The sequence below is a fragment of the Burkholderia sp. L27(2015) genome, assembly GCF_009765705.1.
GTDB lineage: Bacteria > Pseudomonadota > Gammaproteobacteria > Burkholderiales > Burkholderiaceae > LMUX01.
This window is the reverse complement of the sequence record NZ_LMUX01000008.1, coordinates 84399-107717: the sequence shown is the minus strand read 5'-3', so window position 1 is coordinate 107717 and position 23319 is coordinate 84399. Positions and strand designations below refer to the sequence as shown.

24 protein-coding genes are annotated in these 23319 nt (G+C 60.2%); 19 read left to right on the top strand and 5 right to left on the bottom strand.

What is annotated here, in order from left to right; translation table 11 throughout:
- Positions 1-36: 36 nt before the first annotated feature.
- Together GSQ77_RS03505 and cysM are read left to right on the top strand one after the other, a co-directional pair.
- Positions 37-384: a helix-hairpin-helix domain-containing protein gene (locus GSQ77_RS03505; protein ID WP_158899105.1), complete on the top strand. Its 348-nt coding sequence runs from the start codon at positions 37-39 to the stop codon at positions 382-384.
- 493 nt (positions 385-877) lie between these two features.
- Positions 878-1780 carry a cysteine synthase CysM gene (cysM, locus tag GSQ77_RS03500; RefSeq protein WP_158899103.1) on the top strand — a complete coding sequence of 301 codons (903 nt, stop codon included), beginning with the start codon at positions 878-880 and terminating at the stop codon, positions 1778-1780.
- A gap of 53 nt (positions 1781-1833) precedes the next feature.
- On the opposite strand, the gene mltB is transcribed toward cysM, so the two are convergent.
- Positions 1834-3189, bottom strand: a complete 1356-nt coding sequence (gene mltB / locus GSQ77_RS03495) for a lytic murein transglycosylase B (protein WP_158899101.1) — start codon at positions 3187-3189, stop codon at positions 1834-1836.
- A gap of 235 nt (positions 3190-3424) precedes the next feature.
- On the opposite strand from mltB, the gene GSQ77_RS03490 reads away from it, so the two are divergent.
- From GSQ77_RS03490 to GSQ77_RS03450, 9 genes are all read left to right on the top strand, one after another.
- Positions 3425-4348, top strand: a complete 924-nt coding sequence (locus tag GSQ77_RS03490; protein ID WP_158899099.1) for a histone deacetylase family protein — start codon at positions 3425-3427, stop codon at positions 4346-4348.
- Positions 4349-4377: 29 nt separating this feature from the next.
- Positions 4378-6018: an acyl-CoA synthetase gene (locus tag GSQ77_RS03485; RefSeq protein WP_158899097.1), complete on the top strand. Its 1641-nt coding sequence runs from the start codon at positions 4378-4380 to the stop codon at positions 6016-6018.
- Positions 6019-6029: 11 nt separating this feature from the next.
- Complete coding sequence (locus GSQ77_RS03480; protein WP_158899095.1) at positions 6030-6860, top strand: enoyl-CoA hydratase; 831 nt, start codon at positions 6030-6032, stop codon at positions 6858-6860.
- A 259-nt stretch (positions 6861-7119) separates the two neighbouring features.
- The gene (locus tag GSQ77_RS03475) at positions 7120-8154 is read left to right on the top strand and encodes a methionine ABC transporter ATP-binding protein (RefSeq protein WP_158899542.1); all 1035 of its coding nucleotides are present in this window, start codon (positions 7120-7122) and stop codon (positions 8152-8154) included.
- Complete coding sequence (locus tag GSQ77_RS03470; protein WP_158899093.1) at positions 8144-8797, top strand: methionine ABC transporter permease; 654 nt, start codon at positions 8144-8146, stop codon at positions 8795-8797. Before GSQ77_RS03475 ends, GSQ77_RS03470 begins: the two co-directional genes overlap by 11 nt.
- Before the next feature lie 23 nt (positions 8798-8820).
- The gene (locus GSQ77_RS03465; RefSeq protein WP_158899091.1) at positions 8821-9654 is read left to right on the top strand and encodes a MetQ/NlpA family ABC transporter substrate-binding protein; all 834 of its coding nucleotides are present in this window, start codon (positions 8821-8823) and stop codon (positions 9652-9654) included.
- Between the two features lie 358 nt (positions 9655-10012).
- On the top strand, positions 10013-10762 hold the full coding sequence (locus GSQ77_RS03460; RefSeq protein WP_158899089.1) for an electron transfer flavoprotein subunit beta/FixA family protein: 750 nt from the start codon (positions 10013-10015) through the stop codon (positions 10760-10762).
- A 42-nt stretch (positions 10763-10804) separates the two neighbouring features.
- Positions 10805-11740, top strand: a complete 936-nt coding sequence (locus tag GSQ77_RS03455) for an electron transfer flavoprotein subunit alpha/FixB family protein (protein WP_158899087.1) — start codon at positions 10805-10807, stop codon at positions 11738-11740.
- Between the two features lie 224 nt (positions 11741-11964).
- A complete protein-coding gene (locus GSQ77_RS03450) occupies positions 11965-13755 on the top strand; it encodes an acyl-CoA dehydrogenase (protein WP_158899085.1) in 1791 nt (596 codons plus the stop codon).
- Positions 13756-13870: 115 nt separating this feature from the next.
- Here GSQ77_RS03450 and GSQ77_RS03445 read toward each other — a convergent pair whose 3' ends face one another.
- Positions 13871-15157, bottom strand: coding sequence for a D-amino acid dehydrogenase (locus tag GSQ77_RS03445; RefSeq protein ID WP_158899083.1), 1287 nt, complete (start codon positions 15155-15157; stop codon positions 13871-13873).
- Between the two features lie 123 nt (positions 15158-15280).
- Between GSQ77_RS03445 and GSQ77_RS03440 the strand changes: the two genes are divergently transcribed.
- The gene (locus tag GSQ77_RS03440; RefSeq protein ID WP_158899540.1) at positions 15281-15769 is read left to right on the top strand and encodes an Lrp/AsnC ligand binding domain-containing protein; all 489 of its coding nucleotides are present in this window, start codon (positions 15281-15283) and stop codon (positions 15767-15769) included.
- Positions 15770-15910: 141 nt separating this feature from the next.
- On the opposite strand, the gene GSQ77_RS03435 is transcribed toward GSQ77_RS03440, so the two are convergent.
- The gene (locus GSQ77_RS03435) at positions 15911-16573 is read right to left on the bottom strand and encodes a Pr6Pr family membrane protein (RefSeq protein WP_158899081.1); all 663 of its coding nucleotides are present in this window, start codon (positions 16571-16573) and stop codon (positions 15911-15913) included.
- 299 nt (positions 16574-16872) lie between these two features.
- Here GSQ77_RS03435 and GSQ77_RS03430 point away from each other — a divergent pair, with 299 nt between their 5' ends.
- Positions 16873-18057, top strand: coding sequence for a PA0069 family radical SAM protein (locus GSQ77_RS03430; protein ID WP_158899079.1), 1185 nt, complete (start codon positions 16873-16875; stop codon positions 18055-18057).
- Here GSQ77_RS03430 and GSQ77_RS03425 read toward each other — a convergent pair.
- Entirely contained in the window at positions 18049-18549 is a 501-nt protein-coding gene (locus tag GSQ77_RS03425; protein WP_158899538.1) for a TM2 domain-containing protein, read from the bottom strand. The two genes, GSQ77_RS03430 and GSQ77_RS03425, sit on opposite strands and share 9 nt — an antisense overlap.
- 143 nt (positions 18550-18692) lie before the next feature.
- Positions 18693-18926, bottom strand: coding sequence for a hypothetical protein (locus GSQ77_RS03420; RefSeq protein WP_158899077.1), 234 nt, complete (start codon positions 18924-18926; stop codon positions 18693-18695).
- Between GSQ77_RS03420 and rpsP the strand changes: the two genes are divergently transcribed.
- The 6 genes from rpsP to GSQ77_RS03390 all read left to right on the top strand — a co-directional run.
- Positions 18925-19179 (top strand): 30S ribosomal protein S16, encoded by a 255-nt coding sequence (gene rpsP / locus GSQ77_RS03415; protein WP_158899075.1) that lies wholly within the window; start codon positions 18925-18927, stop codon positions 19177-19179. The two genes, GSQ77_RS03420 and rpsP, sit on opposite strands and share 2 nt — an antisense overlap.
- A gap of 99 nt (positions 19180-19278) precedes the next feature.
- Positions 19279-20205, top strand: coding sequence for a ribosome maturation factor RimM (gene rimM, locus GSQ77_RS03410; protein ID WP_158899073.1), 927 nt, complete (start codon positions 19279-19281; stop codon positions 20203-20205).
- 12 nt (positions 20206-20217) lie between these two features.
- Complete coding sequence (trmD, locus tag GSQ77_RS03405; RefSeq protein ID WP_158899071.1) at positions 20218-20988, top strand: tRNA (guanosine(37)-N1)-methyltransferase TrmD; 771 nt, start codon at positions 20218-20220, stop codon at positions 20986-20988.
- 162 nt (positions 20989-21150) lie between these two features.
- Entirely contained in the window at positions 21151-21534 is a 384-nt protein-coding gene (gene rplS, locus GSQ77_RS03400) for a 50S ribosomal protein L19 (protein WP_158899069.1), read from the top strand.
- 114 nt (positions 21535-21648) lie between these two features.
- Positions 21649-22350 carry a CoA pyrophosphatase gene (locus GSQ77_RS03395; RefSeq protein WP_158899067.1) on the top strand — a complete coding sequence of 234 codons (702 nt, stop codon included), beginning with the start codon at positions 21649-21651 and terminating at the stop codon, positions 22348-22350.
- A 132-nt stretch (positions 22351-22482) separates the two neighbouring features.
- Positions 22483-23319, top strand: an 837-nt coding sequence (locus GSQ77_RS03390; protein WP_158899065.1) for a CobD/CbiB family protein, incomplete at its 3' end; no start/stop codon positions are given.

Sequence of the window (23319 nt, the reverse complement as noted above, 5' to 3'; positions counted from 1 at the left end):
GAGGCACAAATCCGAACCTGTTCATGGAGAGTCCTCATGCTGAAAAAAATCGTCGTGCTATTGGCCCTGCTGGTTCCTGTCTGGGGCGCTTGGGCCGCTGTCGATGTCAACACTGCAACTGAAGCGCAGTTGCAGGATCTGAAAGGCATCGGGCCGTCCACGGCTCGTGCCATCGTCAAAGAACGCACCGACCGCGGTCCCTATAAGGACGCGGACGACCTGTCCAGCCGCGTCAAAGGCCTGGGTGCGAAATCGCTGAGCAAACTCGAAGCGCAAGGCCTTGCAATCGGCGAGGCCTCAGACGCAGCAGCCAAAGGCAAAAGTGCTGCGCCTGCCGAGTCCGACGCGCGTGCCGCCGGTAAAAATGTGGGTGGCAAAAAATAACTCCGTGAATAATTCTGTGAGACCCGGTTAGTCTGTGGCAGCGTGGGCTATGGGCTATGGGCTATGGGCTATGGGCTATGGGCTATGGGCTATGGGCTATGGGCTATGGGCTATGGGCTATGGGCTATGGGCCATGAGCCATGAGCCATTGACTCTTGCCTCACGTCGTCGAGCACGGGGCCGGCTCCTTCAGCCGTCGTTTCAGGTGACGGATTCCCGCAGCACGCGCTGCGGGCTTTTTGCATGCGGCGTGAGCCGCGGGGGCATGCCGCCGGGGTCATGCGGTCGGGTCAAACCGCCAACTTATGCCGCTGGATCTGCCGCCGCGTCTTCCACCGGCTTAGCCATCGGGTTTATCACCGCGTCTGCCGCATCAAGACGCTCACCCAGCCGCTGCATTACAATCGGGAGTATCCAACCGAATTGCGCTCGCGACAGTCAACAACGCTGTGCTTTCGGATGCCCCACGACGTAGTAGTTTCCCTGGTGAGCCATGAGCTATAAAACTATCGAAGACACGATCGGCAACACGCCGCTCGTGCAGCTGGTGCGAATTCCTGACGATGAAATCCGCCGTCGTAACAATGTGATTCTAGGCAAGCTCGAGGGCAACAATCCGGCGGGTTCGGTCAAGGACCGTCCGGCGATCATGATGGTCAAGCAGGCGGAATTGCGCGGCCGCATCAAACCCGGCGATACGCTGATTGAAGCGACCAGCGGCAATACCGGCATTGCGCTGGCATTGGCGGCTGCGATCCGCGGCTACAAAATGATCCTGATCATGCCCGAGGACCTCTCGCTCGAACGGCGTCAAAGCATGGCGGCCTACGGCGCGGAAATCGTCCTGACGCCGGTGAAGGGCGGTATGGAATATGCGCGCGATCTGGCCGATCAAATGCAGCGCGAAGGGCGCGGCATCATCCTCGATCAGTTTGCCAATGCCGATAATCCGCTGGCCCACTACGAAAGCACCGGGCCGGAAATTTGGCGCGAAACCGAGGGACGGGTGACGCACTTCGTTTCGGCGATGGGCACCACGGGTACCATCATGGGGGTATCGCATTATCTGAAAGAGCAGAACCCGGAGATCCAGATCGTCGGTGCGCAGCCCGAGGACGGGTCGCGTATCCCCGGCATCCGCAAATGGCCGGAAGCTTATCTGCCGAAAATTTTCGATCGTAGCCGGGTCGATCGCATCGAAAGCGTAAGCCAGTCGGCGTCCGAATCGATGGCACGGAAAATGGCGGCTGTGGAAGGGATCTTCTGCGGAATCTCTTCGGCGGGCGCATGCGAAATTGCGCTGCGCGTTGCGCGTGAAGTCGAAAACGCGACAATCGTCTTTGTCGTCTGCGACCGAGGCGATCGCTACTTGTCGACCGGCGTGTTCCCGGCCTGACGGATGACGTGCCTGAGTTGCCTGTCCCGGTGGGCAGGCAACTCAGGAGTGCCTTACTGGGACGCCGGCATCGGCGCGTTTGGCGCGTAACGCGTTGAACCCGAACCCATAGAACCCGAACCCATAGAACCCGCGCCGGTTGCGCCCGAGCCCATCGGCGCGGCCTTATAGGTCGGCGGCGGCAGTGTGTTCGGCACGCCCGGTTGCGGGCTCACCGAGTTTGGCGCTCCGCCCGGGGACATCGCCTGCACCTGCATCCGCGCATCAACCTGCTGCGCCAGCTCATAGACCGCCTGCGCATAGAAGAAACTGCGGTTATAGCGGGTCAGCACATAAAAATTCTGCAGTCCGAGCCGATATTCGGTCGCGCGTCCGGGGCTCGGCAAATCGACCACCGTAACGGGCGTGCTAAGTTCATCGGCAACCCGTGTATTCGGCTCGTCAAGTAGCATCCCGGCCCGCAGCAACTGGCTGAGCTGCCAATGCGGCGTCACTTGACCGTCGGCCGCAGCCTGCGCGATGCCAATGCTACCGGGGTCGTCGCGCAGATGCCATTCCACAGGACGTCCCGGCTCCCAGCCCTGCTGTTTCAAATAATTCGCCACACTGGCGATCGCATCGGCCGGATTGCCGCGCAGATCGACCGGCCCGCTGCCGCTGAAACTCACCGCATACTGAAGGATGCTACTGGGCAGAAATTGCGGGATGCCGATAGCGCCCGTATACGAGCCCATCAGCGTAGTGGGATCGATTCCCGCGTTGCGGGTCCAAACCAGATAGTCCTCGAGATTCTTGCGGAACGTGGCCTGCCGTTCGTCGCGATTGGGCGTGTCGGGATAGCTGAACGCCAGGGTAGTCAGCACATCGAGCACCCTGAAGTTACCCATATAGCGGCCGTAGATGGTCTCCACGCCGATAATCCCGACAATGATTTTGGCCGGCACCCCGGTTTGTGCGGAGACCTGCTGCAAAGTCGCTTGGTTATCGCGCCAGAACTTGACGCCGGCATTGATCCGGATCGGCTCGATAAACCGCGCCTCATAGGCGCGCCAGTTCTTCTGCCCGGGTACGGCCGCGGGCGTCACCAGCTTGACGGCGCTGGCCGAATAGCTGACACGGGCGAACAGATTGCGCAGTGCATCCGGATCGAAATCGTAACGCGCAACCATGTCGTTGATAAAGCGCTCGACGCCCGGATTACCCACATAACGCTGCGGCACGATCTCTTCTTCGAACACCTGGGGTTGTCCCGTGGTGGGCGAAGTAGGAGGGGCATTTTCCGGCGCCTGGGCCAGCGCCGCGACACTTTGCGCAAGAACCGTGGCGAATGCGAGTTTGAAGAGGATACGGGCGGTTGCGTGCCCCGAAAAGAAACGCGTGACGGTCATATTCGCGATGGCTTGGACCATATTCGGGTTAGTCAGAAGAGTGTGAGGCAGTATAACCGACGGCGCTGTGGTAATTTATAGCATCAGGCATTACCTATAAAACATAAACGGAGATCGCGATCGCCAATCGACCGCGCCGGTAATTTGTTCCTGTGCGGGCGATGCTTTTTCGCTACACGCTCGACAATCCCGGTGCCGGAATGCAATGAGGCCAAGCTGGCGTCGTGCGTCGATCTGGCGGGTGCAAGGGGCTCATATGGCTACTGGTTTCTTTACCCACTCGGATTGCCTGTTGCACGACATGGGCGAATGGCACCCTGAGTCGCCGGCACGCCTGCAGGCGATCGAAGATCAACTGATCGCAAGCCGCATCGACGCGCTGCTCGTGCGTCGCGAAGCGCCATTGGCGCAGGACGCCGATCTGCTGCGCGTGCACTCCGAGGAGCATGTCGATTTCATCCGCGAACTCAGTCCGCAATCGGGGCGGGCGGAAATCGACCCCGACACCATGATGAATCCCTACACGCTGCGGGCTGCACTGCGCGGCGCGGGAGCGGCGGTTGCTGCCACCGATGCGGTGCTGGCGGGCGAACTCGACAACGCATTTTGCGCGGTGCGCCCACCGGGCCATCACGCCGAGCCGCGGCGTGCGATGGGTTTTTGCGTGTTCAACAACGTAGCGATTGCGGCGCGACATGCGCTGGAAGTCCATGGTCTTGAACGCGTCGCCGTGATCGACTTCGACGTTCATCATGGCAATGGCACCGAAGCGGCGTTTGCGAACGATCCGCGTGTGTTGATGTGCAGCTTTTTCCAGCATCCCTTCTACCCGCACAGCGGCACCCAGAATGTCGCCCCCAACATGATCAACGTGCCGCTGCCGGCGCGCACGGCGGGGCCGGCGGTGCGCGAGGTGTTCGAGACAATCTGGTTGCCGGAGCTGGAGGCATTCCGGCCGGAAATGCTGTTTATCTCCGCGGGTTTCGATGCTCACCGCGAAGACGACTTGGGCGGCATGGCGCTGGTCGAGGCCGATTACGCGTGGCTGACCACTCAACTTAAACAGTTCGCCGAGCGGTATGCGCACGGACGCATCGTCAGTTGCCTCGAAGGCGGCTACAACCTCTCGGCGCTGGGCCGTAGCGTGGTGGCCCATCTCAAGGCGCTGGCCGACATCTGAAGTTCTCTTAATGCGGTGCGGGAGTTGCGATGACCGATCTATACGCGGAAGGACTCGACCGGAATCCGGCCAACTTTGTCGCCCTCACGCCACTGAGCTTTATCGAGCGCAGCGCGGCAGTTTATCCGGACTACCCAGCGGTGGTTCATGGCGCAATACACCGTACCTGGGCGCAGACGTATGCAAGGTCGCGTCAACTGGCTTCGGCCCTGGCGCAACGCGGGCTAGGCGTGGGCGACACGGTGGCCGTGATGCTGCCGAATATTCCGGCGATGGTCGAGGCGCATTTTGGCGTGCCGATGTCGGGCGCGGTGCTCAACACGCTCAATACCCGGCTCGACACACAGACTCTCGCGTTCATGCTCAATCACGGTGAGGCAAAAGCGGTGCTGGTCGACCGCGAATTCGCGGCTGTCATTCGGCCCGCACTGGCGATGGTGGAGCGGCCGATCTTGGTAATCGATGTCGACGATCCGGAATATCACGGCGCGGGAGCGCGCGTCGGTGAAATCGAATACGAAGATTTCATTGCCGCGGGCGACCCGGAGTTCGCGTGGCTGCGGCCCGCCGATGAGTGGCAGGCGATTTGTTTGAACTACACCTCAGGCACTACCGGCAATCCCAAAGGGGTGGTCTACCACCATCGCGGCGCGTACACCAACGCGATCAGCAACGTGCTTGAGTGGGACATGCCCAAGCACGCCGTGTATCTGTGGACGCTGCCGATGTTTCACTGCAACGGTTGGTGCTTTCCCTGGACGGTGGCGGCGCGCGCGGGCGTGAACGTCTGCCTGCGCAAGGTCGACGCGGCCACGATTTTCGACCTGATCCGGCGTGAACAGGTCAGCCATTATTGTGCGGCACCGATTGTCCATAATCTGCTCGTCAATGCCCCCGCACCGCTCAAAGAGGGCATTGCGCACCGCGTGCACGCAATGGTGGCCGGCGCGGCGCCGCCTGCAGCGATGATAGAAGGCATGGAGGGGCTGGGCTTCGAATTGACCCACGTCTATGGTTTGACCGAAACCTACGGGCCTGCTGCCGTGTGCGCGTCGCATGGCGATTGGAGTCAACTGGAGATCGGCGAGCGGGCCCGCCTGAATTCACGGCAGGGCGTGCGCTATCACTTGCAGGATGCGGTGTGCGTGCGCGATCCCGACACGATGGAGGTGGTGCCGTCCGATGGTGAAACGATGGGGGAGATCATGTTTCGCGGCAACATCGCCATGAAGGGCTATCTGAAAAATCCCACGGCGACGCAAGAGGCGTTTGCCGGCGGCTGGTTTCATACCGGCGATCTCGCGGTGTGTTATCCGGACGGCTATCTAAAAATCAAGGATCGCAGCAAGGACATCATCATTTCCGGTGGCGAGAATATCTCCAGCATCGAAGTCGAAGACGTGATGTATCGCCATCCGGCCGTACTCGCTGTGGCGGTCGTTGCCAAACCTGACGAGCGTTGGGGCGAGACACCGTGTGCGTTCGTCGAACTGAAGGACGGCGCGCAAGTCACGGCGCAAGATCTGATCGACCATTGCAAACTGCATCTGGCGGGTTTCAAGGTGCCGCGCGCGATCGAGTTCTGCGAGTTGCCGAAGACCTCGACCGGCAAGATACAGAAATTCGAACTGCGCAAACTCGCCGCGTCGATACCGGCGAAAGACGCTTGAGGAGCCCGGCAATGGAACAGATCGCGAAAGCGCAAACCGCAACGCAAACGCGGCGCCTGCATAACGACTACGCGTTGCTGCAGATCGAAACGGACGTATCCGGTATAGCGGGTGCAGTGCGCATTACCCTGAACCGGCCGAATGCGTTGAATGCGCTCTCGCAAGCGCTGCTGACCGAGCTGCAACACGCACTCGACAGCGTGGCGGCTTCTCCTGCCCGGGTGGTGATCTTGGCCGGTGCGGGCCGCGCCTTTTGCGCAGGCCATGACCTGGCTGAAATGCGCGCGCAGCCGTCGCAGGCTTACTACCAGGCGCTGTTCACGCAGTGCTCCAAGCTAATGCTGACAATACAGCGCATGCCGCAACCGGTGATTGCCCAGGTGCATGGCATTGCGACCGCTGCGGGTTGTCAACTGGTGGCCATGTGCGATCTTGCGGTCGCGGCTTCGGATGCACGGTTCGCCGTGTCAGGCGTCAATCTCGGACTGTTTTGCTCGACGCCTAGTGTGCCCTTGTCGCGCAATATTTCGCGCAAGCAGGCTTTTGAAATGCTGGTGACGGGCGATTTTATCGATGCGCCGACGGCTTGCGATCGCGGTTTGATCAATCGCGTCGCGGCGCCGGACGCCTTGGCCAGTGAGGTCGCCGCGCTGGCGCAGCGTATCTGCAACAAGCCGCGCAGCGCTATCGAAGCCGGTAAAGGACTGTTTTACCGGCAACTCGAGATGGGCATTGAAGCCGCGTACCAATTGGCCGGCCAGACCATGGCCTGCAATATGATGGACGACTCGGCGCTGGAAGGCACGCAGGCGTTTCTGGAAAAGCGGCCGCCGAAGTGGTGACAACCCGCGATGATCAACGTGTGGTGAGCAATCCATAGCGAATGCTCCGTGCTGCACGACAGGCCGGCCCATGTCAAGCCGCATCGCTTCCTTTCGTAACCCTGATTAGTCGCGCAACCCTTTCCGCGCGATATAAGCCAATCGCAAATGGTTATTTCGAATGGCGCGCGGCGCTTGGTAGAATTGCGCTCCGCTAACGAATTAAATCGACGGTGGCCGAGCGCCTATGCGAGTCGCTCGTGCCGCCGTTTCATTTTCCATGATCGAACTTGAGCATATCTCGCAACGTTTTGCAGGACCGCGCGGCTGGACCGACGCCTTGCGCGATGTCAGCCTGAGCATTCCGTCCGGCGAGGTGTTCGGCATCATCGGCCGCAGCGGCGCGGGCAAAAGCACGCTGGTGCGCACCATCAATTTGCTCACCCGCCCCAGTGAGGGGCGCGTCATCGTCGCCGGACGAGACTTGACGGCGCTGAACGCCGAGGGCTTGCGTCAGGCGCGCCGCGAAATCGGCATGATTTTCCAGCATTTCAATTTGCTCTCGTCGCGCACCGTCTTCGATAACGTGGCGCTGCCGCTCGAGCTCGCGGGCGCAAGTCGCACGCAGATCAACTCGACGGTGCTGCCCTTGCTGGAACTGGTGGGCCTGAGCGCTCAGAAAGATCGCTACCCCGCGCAGATCAGCGGTGGCCAGAAACAGCGTGTGGGCATAGCACGCGCGCTCTCCAGCAAGCCCCAGGTACTGCTCTCGGACGAGGCCACCTCGGCGCTCGATCCGGAAACAACGCGTTCGATTCTGGATTTGCTGAAGAAAATCAACCACGAACTGGGCCTCACGATTGTCCTGATTACCCATCAGATGGACGTCATCAAGCAGGTGTGCGACCAGGTCGCGGTGCTCGACGCCGGGCGCGTGGTGGAGCAGGGCACCGTGCTGAAAGTGTTCATGCAACCGCATCATGAGGTGACGCGCGCATTGATCGGCGATGTGATCGCGCAGGATTTGCCGCCGGCCATGAAACAGCGCGTTCAGTCGCGCCTCGGTAACGGACGCGACCATTTGCTGCGGCTGGCCTTCAGCGGTTCGGGTGTCGACCAACCGATTCTTTCAGAGACGATTCGGCGCTATGAGCTCGATTTCAATATCCTGCACGGCCAGATCGATGAAATCCAGGGGCAAGCGTTCGGTTCGCTCGCCGTGTTGGCGGGCGGTGAGCCCACTCAGGTGGCCGAGGCGATCGCGTTTTTGCGGCAACAGGGCGTAGTGGTCGAGGAGATCAATTATGTTGACTGAAATGTCCGGCATGTTTGTTCAGTCGTTCTGGGAGACGCTGGTGATGGTCGGGATCTCCGGCCTGATCGGCGCGGTCTTCGGGATTCCGCTGGGCGTAGTGCTGTATCTGACCGATCGCGAAGGCGTGCTGCAGAATCTGGCCTTGAACCGTGGCATGGGCATCGTCGTCAATGCGGTGCGTTCGACGCCGTTTATCATTTTGCTGGTGGCCGTGATTCCGTTCACGCGAGCGATTGTCGGCTCGTCGATCGGCACGGCCGCCGCCGTGGTGCCACTGACGATTGCGGCCGCGCCCTTTATCGCGCGGCTGGTCGAAACGGCATTGCGCGAAGTCGATCGCGGCCTGATCGAAGCGGCGCAGGCGATGGGTGCCACGACGCGTCAGATAGTATTCAAAGTGCTGGTGCCGGAGGCGCTGCCGGGGATCGTCGCGGGCCTGACCATTACGTTTGTGAGCCTGGTCGGCTACTCGGCGATGGCGGGCGCGATCGGTGGCGGTGGCTTGGGCGACCTCGGCATCCGCTATGGCTATCAACGCTTTCTGCCCGAAGTCATGGGCGCGGTCGTATTGATTCTGATTGTGTTTGTGCAAATTGTGCAGTCGCTGGGCGACGTGCTGGTGCGTCGCTTAAGCCATAAATAAAACCTGGATAAGGAAATCTCGCTATGTCACGTCGTCAAATTCCACACCGTCAACTCTTGAATCGCGTCACCTCATGGCTGGCCGCGCTGGCTACGGCCACCGTTGCCGTTGCCGCATTCACTGCGCCGGCCAGCGCTGCCGATAAAATCAAAATCGGCGTGACCGGCGGCCCGCATGCCCAGGTGATGGAAGTGGTCAAGAAAGTGGCCGCCAAGGATGGGCTCGACATCCAGATCGTCGAATTCAGCGACTACGTGCAACCGAATGCCGCGCTGGCTGCCGGAGACCTCGACGCGAACAGCTATCAGCATCTGCCGTATCTCGAAGCCCAGGTGAAAGACCGCGGCTACAAGCTCGTCAATGTGGCTTACACGGTCACGTTCCCGATGGGGATTTACTCGAAGAAACTGAAGTCGCTGGCCGAACTCAAGACCGGCGGCTCGATCGCGGTGCCTAACGATCCGACCAATGAAGGCCGGGCATTGTTGCTGCTGCAAAAGCAGGGGCTGATCAAACTGCGCGCTGATGCGGGCTTGAAAGCGACGGCGCTGGATGTCGTCGAAAATCCGCGCAAGCTGAAATTCGTCGAACTCGATGCGGCGCAGATTCCGCGTTCACTCGATGACGTCGATGCAGCCGCGATCAACACCAACTTCGCCATGCAAGCCGGCCTCGTGCCCCAGCGTGACGCCATCGCGATCGAAGATCCTCATGGACCTTATGCCAATGTGTTGGTCGTGCGTGCCGCCGACCAGAACAAGCCATGGGTGGCCAAACTGGTCAAGGCTTACCAGTCGGATGAGGTAAAGCAATATATCAACAGCCAGTTCAAAGGCTCAGTGATCGCTGCTTGGTAAGCTTGCATGCCCGTATGCCGCAATGTGGGTAGGGCGGGTTTATCGTTGTATGCTTGGCTGCCGATACCGCTCGGTAGCCAAGCTTGAGTCAATTAGAAGGAGTGATCGGCCGTGGTGCTGGTCAAATGGAGTGTTTTTTCTTAAAATAGCACGATCGTTCTATAAGGGTCGGTGCGGGGCAGTAGCGTTAATGTCTGCTGCATGCGCTTGCCGGCTCTCGCTGTACCGTTTGTAAAACCGCTGCGGTGAGGCCGCGTCGGGCTCACGATGGGGCTCAATGAGCGGGCTTAACCGCAGGCGGGGTGAGCCGCACGGCTATAATGGCTCAGTCGCAAATTCGTCAAATTGGAGCGTGGAGATGAAAGTTTTAGTGCCAGTGAAACGCGTGGTGGATTACAACGTGAAGGTCCGCGTCAAAACGGACGGTAGCGGAGTGGATATCGCCAACGTCAAAATGTCGATGAACCCGTTCGACGAAATCGCGGTTGAAGAAGCCGTGCGCCTGAAGGAAGCGGGCGTGGCCACCGAAGTGGTCGTCGTGTCGTGCGGCGTGACGCAATGCCAGGAAACGCTGCGCACGGCGCTGGCAATCGGCGCGGACCGCGCGATCCTGGTCGAGTCGAGCGAAGATCTCCAGCCGCTGGCCGTGGCCAAGATCCTCAAAGCACTGGTCGATAAAGAACAGCCGCAATTGATCATCCTGGGCAAACAAGCGATCGACGACGATTCGAACCAGACGGGCCAGATGCTGGCTGCGCTGGCGAACCTGCCGCAAGCGACCTTCGCCTCGAAGGTGACGATAGCCGACGGGCGCGCGACCGTCGCGCGCGAAGTGGACGGTGGGTCTGAGACGCTGTCGCTGAAGCTGCCGGCCGTGGTCACGACCGACCTGCGCTTGAACGAGCCGCGTTATGTCACGTTACCCAACATCATGAAGGCCAAGAAAAAGCCGCTCGAGATCGTCAAGCCGGCGGACCTCGGCGTGGACGTCGCGCCGCGCCTGAAGACGCTGAAGGTAGCGGAGCCGCCCAAGCGCTCGGCCGGTATCGTGGTGCCGGACGTAAAGACGCTGGTCGAGAAACTGAAGACCGAAGCCAAGGTGCTGTAAGGCGCCGGGCAGATCATTCGGATAGAGATAAAGGCAGATACGATGACGATTTTACTGATAGCCGAGCACGATAACGCCGAGATCAAGGGCGCAACGCTCAATGCCGTGACGGCCGCCGCGAAGCTGGGCGGTGAGCTGCACATTCTGGTCGCGGGACACAACGCGCAGGCAGTGGCCGAGCAGGCTGCCAAGATTGCCGGCGTGAGCAAGGTATTGCTGGCCGACGCGCCGCAACTGGCTGCGCAATTGGCGGAAAACGTCGAAGCCACTGTGCTCCCGATCGCCAAGAACTACACGCACATCCTGTTGGCGTCGACGCCGTCAGGCAGGAACGTTGCGCCGCGCATCGCCGCCAAGCTCGACGTGGCGCAGATCTCGGACATTGTCGCAATCGATTCTCCGGACACATTCGAGCGGCCGATCTACGCGGGCAATGCGATTGCCACGGTGCAATCGAGCGATCCGATCAAGGTGATCACGGTACGTACCACGGGTTTCGATGCGGCAGCCGCCGAAGGTGGAAGTGCTGCGATCGAAAAACTCGACGCGGCGCCAGATAGCGGTATTTCCGAATTCGTGAGCCGCGAGATCGTGAAGCTGGATCGTCCGGAACTGAATGCGGCGCAGATCATCGTGTCGGGCGGCCGTGGGCTCGGTTCGGGCGAGAACTACACGAAGGTGCTGGAGCCGCTGGCCGACAAGCTCAATGCGGCACTGGGCGCCTCGCGCGCGGCGGTGGACGCGGGCTATGTGCCCAACGATTACCAAGTGGGCCAGACCGGCAAGATCGTGGCGCCGTCGCTGTACCTCGCGATCGGCATCTCGGGTGCGATTCAGCATTTGGCCGGGATGAAGGATTCCAAGGTGATCGTGGCGATCAACAAGGATGCGGAAGCGCCGATCTTCAGCGTGGCCGATTATGGGCTGGTGGGGGATCTGTTCACGCTGGTGCCGGAATTGGTTGAAGCGCTTGGCTAGTCGCATGTTCTAGTCCGATGCGTTGCGGTTCAACCGCGAGGTTTATCTAGTGGTTCAACCGGCGATGCAGCAGGCGCTCCAATCTCGTGTGGCTCACGCACCGCGAAGTTGGAGCGCCTTTTTTTCGGCGTGCCCGTTTTGCAGCGACGCTACACGGTACCGCTTCACAGCAACGCTTCACAGCAACGCTTTGCAGCGACGATAACTAAAAGTAGGAGACAGAAATGAGCTATACCGCACCCGTCAAGGACATGTTGTTTGTGATGAAAGAGCTCGCCGGGCTCGATCAGGTAGCCGCGCTGCCCGGGTTCGAGGAGGCCGGCTATGAGACTGCCCAGGCCGTGCTCGAGGAAGCCGCCAAGTTCAATGGCGAGGTGCTGGCTCCGCTGAATCGCGCGGGCGATCAAAATCCGAGTACTTGGCGCGACGGCGTCGTCACGACACCGCCGGGTTTCAAACAAGCGTTTCGACAGTTCAGCGAAGCGGGCTGGCAGGGTGTCATTCATCCGCAAGAGTATGAAGGCCAGGGCCTGCCCAAGCTGATCGCGACGGCCTGTACCGAGATGCTCAACGCGTCCAACCTGTCATTTGCGCTATGTCCGCTGCTAACCGATGGCGCCATCGAAGCGATACTGACAGCGGGCTCGGAAGCGCAGCGCAAGCTCTTTGTGAGCAAGATGATTTCCGGCGCATGGACCGGCACCATGAACCTCACCGAGCCGCAAGCCGGCTCCGATCTGGCGATGGTGCGCACTCGCGCGGAACCGCAGGGCGACGGCGTTTACAAACTCTTCGGCACCAAGATTTTCATCACCTACGGCGAGCACGATATGGCAGAAAATATCGTCCACCTGGTGTTGGCGCGGTTGCCCGATGCGCCTGAGGGCGTGAAAGGCATTTCGCTGTTCATCGTGCCGAAATTCTTGGTCGATGCGCAAGGTGCGCTGGGCGAGCGCAACGATGTTCATTGCGTTTCCATCGAGCATAAGCTGGGCATCAAGGCGAGCCCGACCGCAGTGCTGCAATTTGGCGACCAGGGCGGCGCGACCGGTTATCTGATCGGCGAAGAAAACCGTGGCCTCGAGTACATGTTCATCATGATGAACGCGGCGCGCTTCGCGGTCGGGATGCAGGGCGTGGCGCTGGCGGACCGCGCTTATCAGAAGGCGGTCGCCTACGCGCGCGACCGCGTGCAGAGCCGTCCGGTCGACGGGTCGAGCAAGGCTGCAGTGGCGATTATCGAGCACCCCGATGTGAGGCGCATGCTGTTCACGATGCGCGCATTGACCGAAGCTGCGCGCGCGCTCGCTTATGCTGGAGCCGCCGCGGCCGATCATGGGCATCGTGCGACGGACCAGGCGGTACGTGCGCAACAGCAAGGTGTATACGAGTTTCTGGTGCCTATCATCAAAGGCTGGAGTACCGAGCTGTCGGTCGAAGTGGCAAGCCTCGGCGTGCAGGTTCACGGCGGCATGGGTTTCATCGAAGAAACCGGCGCAGCTCAGTATTACCGCGACGCCCGCATCCTGCCGATCTACGAAGGCACGACCGCGATCCAGGCCAACGATTTAATCGGGCGCAAGACGCTGCGCGACGGTGGGGCCACCGCACGCTCAATCCTGCAGCAGGTTGCTGCGACTGTCGAGTTGCTGCAGGCTCGCAATGAGCCAGCCGCCGAAGCGATGGCGAAACATCTGGCGCGTGGCCACGATGCGCTTGAAAGCGTAGTGGCGTATGTACTGGCCAACTTCAAATCCGACCCGAATGCGGTGTTCGCCGGCAGCGTGCCTTATCTGAAGCTGGCCGGGGTCGTATTGGGTGGATGGCAAATGGCGCGCGCGTTGCTGGTCGCGTTTGAGAAGCAGGCTGAAGACCGCGCGTTTTATACGGCGAAGATCGCGACGGCGCATTTCTATGCCGATCATGTGCTATCACAAGCGAGGGGTCTGGAGGCATCGATCACCAGCGCTAACGGATCGCAAGGCATGCTGGCGCTGGATTCGGCTTTGCTGTAACGCTCGCGGGCGGCGCAGCCGGCCTGCGGTTGAATGGAGAAGGGCACTCATTGTGAGTGCCCTTTTTTTACGCCCTGTTTTTGCGCTTGCTTCTGCGGCACCGCACGAATTCGACTTATGCAAACGCCGGCCGCACCGCCACTTGTTCGCCACGCATGTAGCGCTGTACCGAAAGATCACCGGCATAGATTGCGGGTTTGCGTCCGGACATCACGTCTGCCAGCAACCGTCCCGAGCCACATGACATGGTCCAGCCCAGCGTGCCGTGCCCGGTGTTGAGGAACAGGTTATCGAGCCCGGTGCGTCCTACGATAGGTGTGCCGTCGGGCGTCATCGGGCGCAAACCGGTCCAGAATGTGGCTTGGGAGGTCGTCCCTGCGCCCGGGAACAAATCGTTGACGACCATTTCCAGCGTGGCGCGGCGCTCCGGCCTAAGCGTTTTATCGAAGCCCACGACTTCCGCCATGCCGCCCACCCGAATCCTGTCGTCAAAACGCGTGATGGCGATTTTGTAGGTCTCGTCGAGCACGGTGGAAACCGGCGCAGCCTCGGCATCGACGATAGGTACGGTAATCGAATAGCCCTTGAGCGGATAAACCGGGATCTTAACAATGCCCGACAGCAACCGGGTCGAATAGGATCCCAACGCGACGACGTAGGAGTCCGCCTTGAGCACCTTATCGCCGCTACGCACCCCCGACACGCGGCCGCCGCTGACTTCCAACGCGTCGATCGCGGTGCCGTACTGGAACTTGACACCCAGCGCCGTGGCCATCTCGGCCAAGCGGGTGGTGAACAATTGGCAGTCGCCCGTTTCATCGTTAGGCAGGCGCAGGCCGCCGGTGAGCTTGCCACCGGCGCGAGCCAGGGCCGGTTCTGCGCGGGCCAGTTCGGCCGCGCTCAGTAATTCGAACGGTACGCCCGCGTCCTTGAGTACGGCGATGTCTTTTGCTGCGCCGTCGAGCTGTTTCTGGCTGCGAAACACTTGCAGCGTGCCACCTTGGCGGGCTTCGTATTCGATGCCGGTCTCGCGGCGCAATTCCTGCAGGCAATCGCGGCTGTATTCGGCCAGACGGACCATACGGCCCTTGTTGACGGCATAAGCGGCATGCGTGCAGTTGGTCAGCATTTGCCAGACCCATTGCAATTGGAACAACGTGCCGTCGGGACGCATTGCCAGCGGCGCATGCGTTTCGAACATCCATTTGAGCGCTTTCAGCGGAATGCCCGGCGCGGCCCACGGTGCGGCGTAGCCGGGGGAAATCTGGCCGGCATTGGCGAAGCTGGTTTCCAGAGCGGGTCCCGGTTGGCGATCGATCACCGTCACTTCATGTCCCGCGCGTGCAAGGTAATAGGCGCTGGACACGCCGACGACGCCACTGCCTAGAACGATGATCCGCATGGGATGCTCCTAAAAAAGATGTTTTTTACGATAAAACCAGTAATATTGACTATGGTAACGACGACAAAGCAGTAATTGTTCGCGTATTTTTTTGATAAACATGAAATTATCGTGGAATCAGCTATGCGCACGCATCGCCAGCCCGTTCGAGCACTGGACCGGCTCGACCTCAAGATCTTGAATTTGCTGCAACAAGAGGGTCGGGTCGCCATGACCGATCTGGCCGAGCAAGTGGGCTTGTCCATCACGCCGTGCATCGAACGCGTCAAACGCATGGAGCGCGACGGCGTGATCATGGGCTACTACGCACGCGTCAATCCGACCTTGCTCGGCGCAAGCTTGCTGGTGTTTGTCGAGATCACGCTCGATCACAAGAACGGCAATATGTTCGACCAGTTCCGACGCGAGGTTTTGCGTATTCCCGAGGTACTAGAGTGCCATCTGGTATCGGGCGATTTCGACTACCTGATCAAGGCGCGGCTGCGTGAAATGTCGGATTATCGAAAGCTGCTAGGCGACATCCTGCTGCAACTGCCGGGTGCGGTGCAGTCGAAGAGTTATGTGGTGATGGAGGAAATCAAGGAGTCGCTGATGATTGCAGTGGGGGAGTGACGCAATCGCATGACGAAAGTCCGAATGTCGACCTGTAGTGCAATTCGTAGTGCGACCCGTAGTGTGACCTCGTCATGCACCCTCATTTTGCAACTTCGGTACGCAACTTCGTTATGTAACACCTGGTCGCGGCCGCGCAAATCATGCTCGCGCGCGTACGCGAGCGAGCATGCGATCGGCTGACACGAGCAAAAGCGCGCCCGCGACAATAGCCGCAGTCAGCACCACGCAGTTGATCGCCACGCGCGTGTAGCCGAATTCGAGGGCGTTAATGAACGGGTAGGGGTACCGCCCTGTGTAGGCGCCGCGGGCCAGTACCCAGCTCGCATACAGCGCTGGGTAGATCAACCATCCGGCGATATGGCCAAAGCTCAATTCGCCTTTGCGTACGCATCCTATCCAGTACAGGACGTACATGATCGGTACGAAATCGTGGAGCACGTAGTTCGCCACGGCTTCCATCCCCGTGAGCGTTTTGAGATGCCGCAGCAACACTTCGTAGACTATGCCGACGAGCACGATATAGAGCGCGCAAGCCGAAGCCGTATCGGCGCGCAACAACCATTCCGACAGAGCGTGGCGGGGGGCGAGGCGTCCCCATACCCGTCCGAGCAGAGTGAGGGCGACCAGCAGATTCGTAAGGATCGTGAAGTAGCTGAAGAAGCCGATCACGGCGCCGAGCGTGCTTTGGCTTGTCGGATTGCGATCGTGCATGAAAAGACCGAACTGCGTAGCCACTGCGCACAAAGCGGCGATTGCGATAACGAACTCAAGGAGCAGCGCGTGGGTTTTTTTGACTAGCATGACCTGTCTTGTTTCGTCGCGTCAGTTCGGATTATGAGGGAAATCGGGCGGACTGCCAGGGGCTTTTATTGAGATGCAATTGTGCGGTGCGCCGAAGACTTTGGCAGGTTTCGAATCGATGCGGCTTGGGCGAGGTGAATTTCAGACGATCGGAAGTCAACGGCGTTGTCTAGCGCTTGGCCAAGAACTGTTGGCCGTTGCCGAATGAAAAAACGGGTCAAACACGAAGGGCAAAAATACTGTATATTTAAACAGTGTTTTTGCATCACTGCTCGTCCGCATCTTTTTCCTTCGACTTCATGAACAGCACCCGGCATCCCGATCCCGACTCGCTGAATCTGCCTGACCCTGCAGAAGCCTTCGATCTCGAAAAGATCGCGCCGGTACCTATCGTGCTGCATAGAGGCCGCGGCGCGACGGGCAATATGCAGGGGCGCTTCGAGGTCGACCAGCGCGAGCAGTTCGACGATGGCTGGGGTGTAGCCCTTGCCGGCGACGACGAGGAACAGGCGCGCCCATCGCTGCGTACCGAAGTGTTCGAAGAGCACGCTAAAACCATCCTGAGCCGCAACGCTTCGCCCGATGTGCCGTTCAACGTTTCGCTCAATCCGTATCGCGGTTGCGAGCACGGCTGCATTTATTGTTTCGCGCGGCCAACCCACAGTTACTTAGGGCTGTCGCCCGGCCTCGATTTCGAAAGTCGCATCTATGCGAAGGTCAACGCGGCGCAGGTATTGCAGCGGGAGCTGGCGCATCGCTCCTATCGGCCGGAATCGATTGCAGTGGGCGTCGTCACCGATGCCTATCAACCGGTCGAGCGCGACCTGCGCATTACGCGACAGGTGTTGGAGGTGCTGCATGCGCATCGACATCCGCTGGCCGTAATCACCAAATCCTCGCTGATAGAACGCGATATCGATTTGCTGGCGCCGCTGGCCGCGGCCGGTCGTGCAATTGCCGCAATCACGATTACCACGCTGGATCCGGTGTTGGCACGCGCACTCGAGCCACGTGCGGCCACGCCGTCGCGCCGTCTGCGCACCATCCGTACGTTGGTCGAGGCAGGGATTCCTGTGGGCGTCAGCGTGGCGCCGCTGATTCCGTTCGTGACCGAACCGGATCTGGAACGCGTGCTGGAGGCGTGCGCTGAAGCCGGCGCCACGGCGGCGAGCTACATCGTGTTGCGTTTGCCGTGGGAAGTGGCGCCGCTATTTCGCGCCTGGCTGCAAGTACATTACCCGGACCGAGCCGAGCGGGTCATGAACCGGATACGCGAGATGCGCGGGGGCGCGGATTACGACTCGAACTTCGCGCAGCGGATGAAAGGCCAGGGCTTATGGGCCGATCTACTCAAACAGCGTTTCGATCGCGCGGCGCGGCAGTTTGGCCTGGTAGGGCGGCGCCACGGCGCACTCGATATGTCGGGATTCTATCGGCCGGCCGGCCCCACGGCCCAGCCGCCGGCACAGCATGATCTATTCTGATAGCGAAGTGAAGATGCCGGGCTGGTGTTCAAAATAGGTCTGGAAACCCAGCGCGAGGCCGCCCATCAACACGGACGCGCCGATAAACAACGAGGCGATCACCAATAACACTACGCTCCAGCCCGAATCGCTTTTGCGCGCGGACCCCGGATTGAATTGCTCATCCCATTTCTGATCAGGCCGCAAACCATAGACGAGGGCAGCTAAAAACCCCGCCATCAGCGAAATGTCGCCCGGCGCCACCAATACCCATCCGAGCAAGGAATCGCGGTGGCTGGCGATGAGCAGGGCGATGCCGCACAGGCCCGCCAGCGTCGCGAGCAGATGCAGCCAGCCGAAAATATCGCGTTTGCCATACAGGTAGAAGCGGTGCAGACCCAGCGAGCCGCCCACGCAGGCGAGCAAGGCTGTCAGGGTTTTCGACCGGAAATGGCCGTGCTGGTGCTGGGAAGGGACCTTTGAAGGGAGCTGTGAAGCCGAACCAGAGGACATAAATCGCTTTAGAAAAGGGTTGTGCCGAACGTAGCGTCGATCTCCGGCGGCACCCGGAGTATCGCGCCTGACGATCATTTTACGTGGCTTGAGCTCGGTCGTGCACGACTAGCGGGCGGTAAGTATTTGTTCAGGTAGAGGAATCACGCTATAATCGCGTGCTCTGTTGCGCTAGCACCGAATTTTGCTGTTCGCCCGCGCAGTTCGACCGTGCATCTTGCTCGCGCATTTTGCTTGGTTTCTGCCTGATCAGGTTTGCAGTCGGCTGGTTTGCAGTCGGGATCGTCCGGGTTCGTTGCGAGAAAAAGCCGTGCCCCGGCACTTCCGATTTCGCTGCGCCCAGTTTCGTCAAATTGAGTTTCGTAAGGAAAAAGCATGGTCATCATCCGTCTGGCACGTGGCGGCGCGAAAAAGCGCCCGTTCTACAACATCGTTGCAACCGATTCGCGTAATCGTCGTGACGGCCGTTTCATCGAGCGTATCGGCTTTTACAACCCGGTTGCTCAAAAGGGCGAAGCCCTGCGTATCGCTCAAGATCGCCTGACCTACTGGCAAGGCGTGGGCGCGCAGTTGTCGCCGACGGTCGAGCGTCTGGTCAAGCAATCGCAAGCGACCCCGGCAGCAGCTTAAGCTGTTTCCAGTCGAACCACGTTATCAGCGTGAGTCGCGTCAGCGCGGCGGCCCGATCGGGCATGCCGGCTGATTGAATGTCCCACGCAGAGATAAGCCATGCCGTCTAAAGATCGGCTCGATTCGCCGGATGCACCCGTAGCACAGGCTCCCTCGGCAGCAAGTGCTCTGGCAACTGGCGGTCTCGCAGTGAGTGGCCCCGCAGTGAGTGGTCCGACAGCGAGCTCCGACACTACGTTTGGCGCATTTCGTCGCAAAACGGTCAATCCGCCTGCGGCAGTAGAGTCGGCCAGCGTGCAGGTGCCGCTCGCGGCGCCCGACGATCTGGTCGAAATCGGCTCGATCGGCGAAGCGTATGGCGTGAAGGGCTGGGTTAGAGTGTTTGCGCATGCGCAACCCGGTCAGGGCGGCGATGCGCTACTGGCTGCCAAAGTCTGGTGGCTGGTCAATGGGCACGGGGCGCAAGCTGAAACCCGCGCCTATCGAATTTTGCAGTCGCGGCTGCACAGCGGTACGGTAGTCGCGCAGTTGGAAGGCATAGACGGGCGCGATATCGCGCAAGCCATGCGCGGCCAACGTGTCAGAGTGCCGCGGTCGTCGTTTCCGGCGCTCACGAGCGGCGAATATTATTGGGTCGATCTGCAAGGCCTGGACGTGGTCAATCCGGCCGGGCAGCCCTTAGGCAAGATTGCAGATCTGATCGACAACGGCGCGCATACGGTATTGCGCGTCGAGTTTGCAACGGTGAACCGGCAGGGCGAAGCGGCGAAGGGCGAGCGCATGATTCCGTTTGTCGACGCGTACGTCCATCTCGTCGATCTGGCTGCCCGCCAGGTTGTCGCCGACTGGGACCCCGCTTGGGATCTCGATACGGGCGAGGCTGCCGACAAGGCGCCAACCGGCGAGCCACGCAAGAAGGCGAGAAAAAAGTCGGGTAAAAAGTCAGGTGAGCACGCGAGCCGGCAAACGCCACCCGAGGTGGTAGCGAGTACCGACAGCATTGCCGGCGACGTAGACAAGTCATAAGCGGGAGGCGCGATGCACTTCGATGTGGTGACGCTCTTTCCCGAGATGTTCGGTGCATTGACGGACTGGGGTATTACCAGCCGTGCCGCGAAGCAGGAACAGTATCAGTTGCGCACCTGGAATCCTCGCGATTTCACCAGCGACAACTATCGTACGATAGACGATCGCCCTTATGGCGGCGGTCCGGGCATGGTGATGTTGGTGCGTCCGCTGCAAGAGGCGCTGCAGGCGGCCAAGACTAAGCAGCAGCACGCGGGCTTGCCTGAGCCGCGGGTCGTGATGATGTCGCCGCAGGGTACGCGGCTCACGCATGCGAAAGTGATGCAACTGGCGCAGGAGCCGGGTCTGGTGTTGTTGTGCGGCCGCTATGAAGCGATCGATCAACGCTTGCTCGATCGCTGCGTCGACGAAGAAATCAGCCTGGGCGATTTTGTCTTGTCGGGCGGTGAATTACCGGCAATGGCGTTGATGGATGCTGTGATCCGCCAACTCCCCGGTGTGCTCAACGATGCGCAATCGGCCGTGCAGGATAGTTTTGTGAACGGGCTGCTCGATTGCCCGCACTACACGCGGCCCGAAGAATACGAAGGGATGCGCGTGCCCGAAGTGCTGATGGGCGGCCATCATGCTGAAATAGAACAATGGCGCCGCCACCAGATGCTGGAAAATACGTTGAAAAAACGTCCGGATCTGATCGTGGCGGCACGTAGTCAAGGTTTGTTGAGTCCGGCCGACGAGGCATGGCTCAAGAAACAGGTCGGTGTCAGGCATCCGGCAGCGTAGTAGGCTGCGGGATTAAAGTGGTGCAGCGCCCAGGTAATGCAATGAGGTGATGCAATGCCTCAGGTAGTCCAGTGCTCAGGGCGCGGTACCTGTATAACCCCATCCTCTGTCGGGACCCTACATGGGTATCGAACTTCGACAAGATGGTTTAAGGAGTAGGTAATGAATCTGATCGGTAAACTCGAACAGGAAGAAATCGAGCGCGTGCTCGCAGGCAAAACGATACCCACGTTTTCGCCCGGCGATACGGTAATCGTCAACGTGAACGTAGTCGAAGGCACGCGCAAGCGGGTCCAGGCTTACGAAGGCGTTGTCATTGCCAAACGCAATCGTGGTTTGAACTCGTCGTTCATCGTGCGCAAGATTTCTTCGGGTGAAGGCGTTGAGCGTACGTTCCAGACGTACTCGCCGTTGCTTGCCAGCATCGTCGTGAAGCGTCGTGGCGACGTGCGTCGCGCAAAGCTGTACTACCTGCGCGAACGCTCGGGCAAATCGGCGCGTATCAAGGAAAAGCTGGTCTTCAAGGACCGCTCGACCGCAGCGTAAGCGCTGGTTGGGAGAAAGGCACCCTACGGGGTGCCTTTTTCTTTGGTACGCTTGAATCTCTGGCCAGCCAGTTCGTCGCTAGCCCAAGCTTGTGCCCACCCTTGATTTCGCCCGATGACCGATCGTATTAGCTCGCCCCGCCGCTTGCCTTTCGACCCCGAACGCCTGCCCATTTACACGGATACGCCCTTGTTGCCGCCGGTGGCGCCCGAGCGCCTGAGTGTCGAGGGGTTGCGCCAGGGTTTCCGGGCGCCGCGCGACTGGCAACCGGAGCTGCTCAAGGACACGCGGAGCAAACTGGCCGACTTGGTCCACGCGGCCGTGCTCGTGCCGCTGGTGACCCGCTCACAGGGTCTGACGGTGATGTTCACCCGGCGTACCGCGCACCTGAGCAACCACGCCGGTCAAATCAGCTTTCCGGGTGGCCGGTGCGATCCCGACGACGCCGATGCCATAGCGGCCGCATTGCGCGAAGCGCACGAAGAGGTGGGGCTCGATTCGCGGCATGTCGAAGTGCTCGGGACTTTGCCCGAATACCTGACGGGCACCGGTTTCCGTGTTTCACCGGTGGTCGCGCTGGTCCATCCTCCCTTCAGCGTGTTTCCCGCAGAAGCGGAAGTGGCCGAAATTTTCGAAGTGCCGCTCAAGTATTTGATGGATCCGGTCAATCATCAGATCCGCTCGCTCGTGTGGGAAGGCGGCGAGCGGCATTTTTTCGCGATGCCTTATCCGCGCGAGCAGGGTGAAGGGGTGCATTTTATTTGGGGCGCGACAGCAGGCATGCTGCGTAATCTTTATCGCTTCCTTGTCGCGTAATCGCGCGGCAGCGCTGCACACCGCGCGTCCAAGCGATACTCGATCCATACCCAAACGATAGCCAAGCGATACGGCTATCCCCTCGGGCGTGTGCTATCTTAGCGAAAAAACCTGTCCCCACTGACCGTACGCATGACTTTCTTCTCCGTATTACTGGCACTCTTCCTTGAGCAAATGCGCGCTTTGTCGCCGCGCAATCCAGTCGCTACTTTGCTGCAATATCATGCGCTTGGCGCCGGGCACGGCTTCGACGCCGGCAAGCGCAAGCATGGCGTGCTGGCCTGGTTGGGAGTGGTGTTGCCGTGGACGTTGGCGGTCGCCATCGTTTATTACCTGCTGCACAAGATCAACTTCATCTTCGCCTTCGCCTGGAACGTGGCGGTCGTGTATTTCACGCTCGGTTTTCGCCAGTTCAGCCATTACTTCACCGATATCCATCTCGCGCTGAATAATGACGATGTTCCGCGCGCGCGCGAAATACTTCAGCAGTGGACTGGCATCGATACGGTCGATATGCCCGTTAGCGAAATCGTGCGGCACACATTGATTCACGCGGTCGTGGCATCGCATCGTCACGTGTTCGGCGTGTTCTTCTGGTTTCTTGTGCCGATCGGGCCGGCAGGCGCGGTGCTGTATCGAATTGCAGAATATTTGTCGCGTGCCTGGTCGGACCCATTGACCGAGCACAGCATGCCGTTTTCGCGTTTTGCGCAGCAAGCATTTTTCGTGATCGACTGGGTGCCTGCGCGCTTGAGTGCCATGGGCTTCGCGATCGTCGGCAATTTCGAAGATGCCATTTACGCCTGGCGGCATTACAGCCGGCAGTGGCCCAACTCGAATGACGGCGTGCTTCTGGCGGCCGGCAGCGGCGCGCTGGGTGCGCGCCTGGCGGGCCCGTTGGCCGAGCAGACCAGCCTTGACGCATTGGCCGCGGGCGACGCTGGCGTATTGCCCGTTGGCGAAGACTGC

Bases quoted from the DNA above. Each gene is read 5' to 3' on its own strand.
- GSQ77_RS03505 (WP_158899105.1), top strand. From the start codon at position 37: ATGCTGAAAAAAATCGTCGTGCTATTGGCCCTGCTGGTTCCTGTCTGG.
- cysM (WP_158899103.1), top strand. From the start codon at position 878: ATGAGCTATAAAACTATCGAAGACACGATCGGCAACACGCCGCTCGTG.
- mltB (WP_158899101.1), bottom strand. From the start codon at position 3,189: ATGGTCCAAGCCATCGCGAATATGACCGTCACGCGTTTCTTTTCGGGG.
- GSQ77_RS03490 (WP_158899099.1), top strand. From the start codon at position 3,425: ATGGCTACTGGTTTCTTTACCCACTCGGATTGCCTGTTGCACGACATG.
- GSQ77_RS03485 (WP_158899097.1), top strand. From the start codon at position 4,378: ATGACCGATCTATACGCGGAAGGACTCGACCGGAATCCGGCCAACTTT.
- GSQ77_RS03480 (WP_158899095.1), top strand. From the start codon at position 6,030: ATGGAACAGATCGCGAAAGCGCAAACCGCAACGCAAACGCGGCGCCTG.
- GSQ77_RS03475 (WP_158899542.1), top strand. From the start codon at position 7,120: ATGATCGAACTTGAGCATATCTCGCAACGTTTTGCAGGACCGCGCGGC.
- GSQ77_RS03470 (WP_158899093.1), top strand. From the start codon at position 8,144: ATGTTGACTGAAATGTCCGGCATGTTTGTTCAGTCGTTCTGGGAGACG.
- GSQ77_RS03465 (WP_158899091.1), top strand. From the start codon at position 8,821: ATGTCACGTCGTCAAATTCCACACCGTCAACTCTTGAATCGCGTCACC.
- GSQ77_RS03460 (WP_158899089.1), top strand. From the start codon at position 10,013: ATGAAAGTTTTAGTGCCAGTGAAACGCGTGGTGGATTACAACGTGAAG.
- GSQ77_RS03455 (WP_158899087.1), top strand. From the start codon at position 10,805: ATGACGATTTTACTGATAGCCGAGCACGATAACGCCGAGATCAAGGGC.
- GSQ77_RS03450 (WP_158899085.1), top strand. From the start codon at position 11,965: ATGAGCTATACCGCACCCGTCAAGGACATGTTGTTTGTGATGAAAGAG.
- GSQ77_RS03445 (WP_158899083.1), bottom strand. From the start codon at position 15,157: ATGCGGATCATCGTTCTAGGCAGTGGCGTCGTCGGCGTGTCCAGCGCC.
- GSQ77_RS03440 (WP_158899540.1), top strand. From the start codon at position 15,281: ATGCGCACGCATCGCCAGCCCGTTCGAGCACTGGACCGGCTCGACCTC.
- GSQ77_RS03435 (WP_158899081.1), bottom strand. From the start codon at position 16,573: ATGCTAGTCAAAAAAACCCACGCGCTGCTCCTTGAGTTCGTTATCGCA.
- GSQ77_RS03430 (WP_158899079.1), top strand. From the start codon at position 16,873: ATGAACAGCACCCGGCATCCCGATCCCGACTCGCTGAATCTGCCTGAC.
- GSQ77_RS03425 (WP_158899538.1), bottom strand. From the start codon at position 18,549: ATGTCCTCTGGTTCGGCTTCACAGCTCCCTTCAAAGGTCCCTTCCCAG.
- rpsP (WP_158899075.1), top strand. From the start codon at position 18,925: ATGGTCATCATCCGTCTGGCACGTGGCGGCGCGAAAAAGCGCCCGTTC.
- GSQ77_RS03420 (WP_158899077.1), bottom strand. From the start codon at position 18,926: ATGCTTTTTCCTTACGAAACTCAATTTGACGAAACTGGGCGCAGCGAA.
- rimM (WP_158899073.1), top strand. From the start codon at position 19,279: ATGCCGTCTAAAGATCGGCTCGATTCGCCGGATGCACCCGTAGCACAG.
- trmD (WP_158899071.1), top strand. From the start codon at position 20,218: ATGCACTTCGATGTGGTGACGCTCTTTCCCGAGATGTTCGGTGCATTG.
- rplS (WP_158899069.1), top strand. From the start codon at position 21,151: ATGAATCTGATCGGTAAACTCGAACAGGAAGAAATCGAGCGCGTGCTC.
- GSQ77_RS03395 (WP_158899067.1), top strand. From the start codon at position 21,649: ATGACCGATCGTATTAGCTCGCCCCGCCGCTTGCCTTTCGACCCCGAA.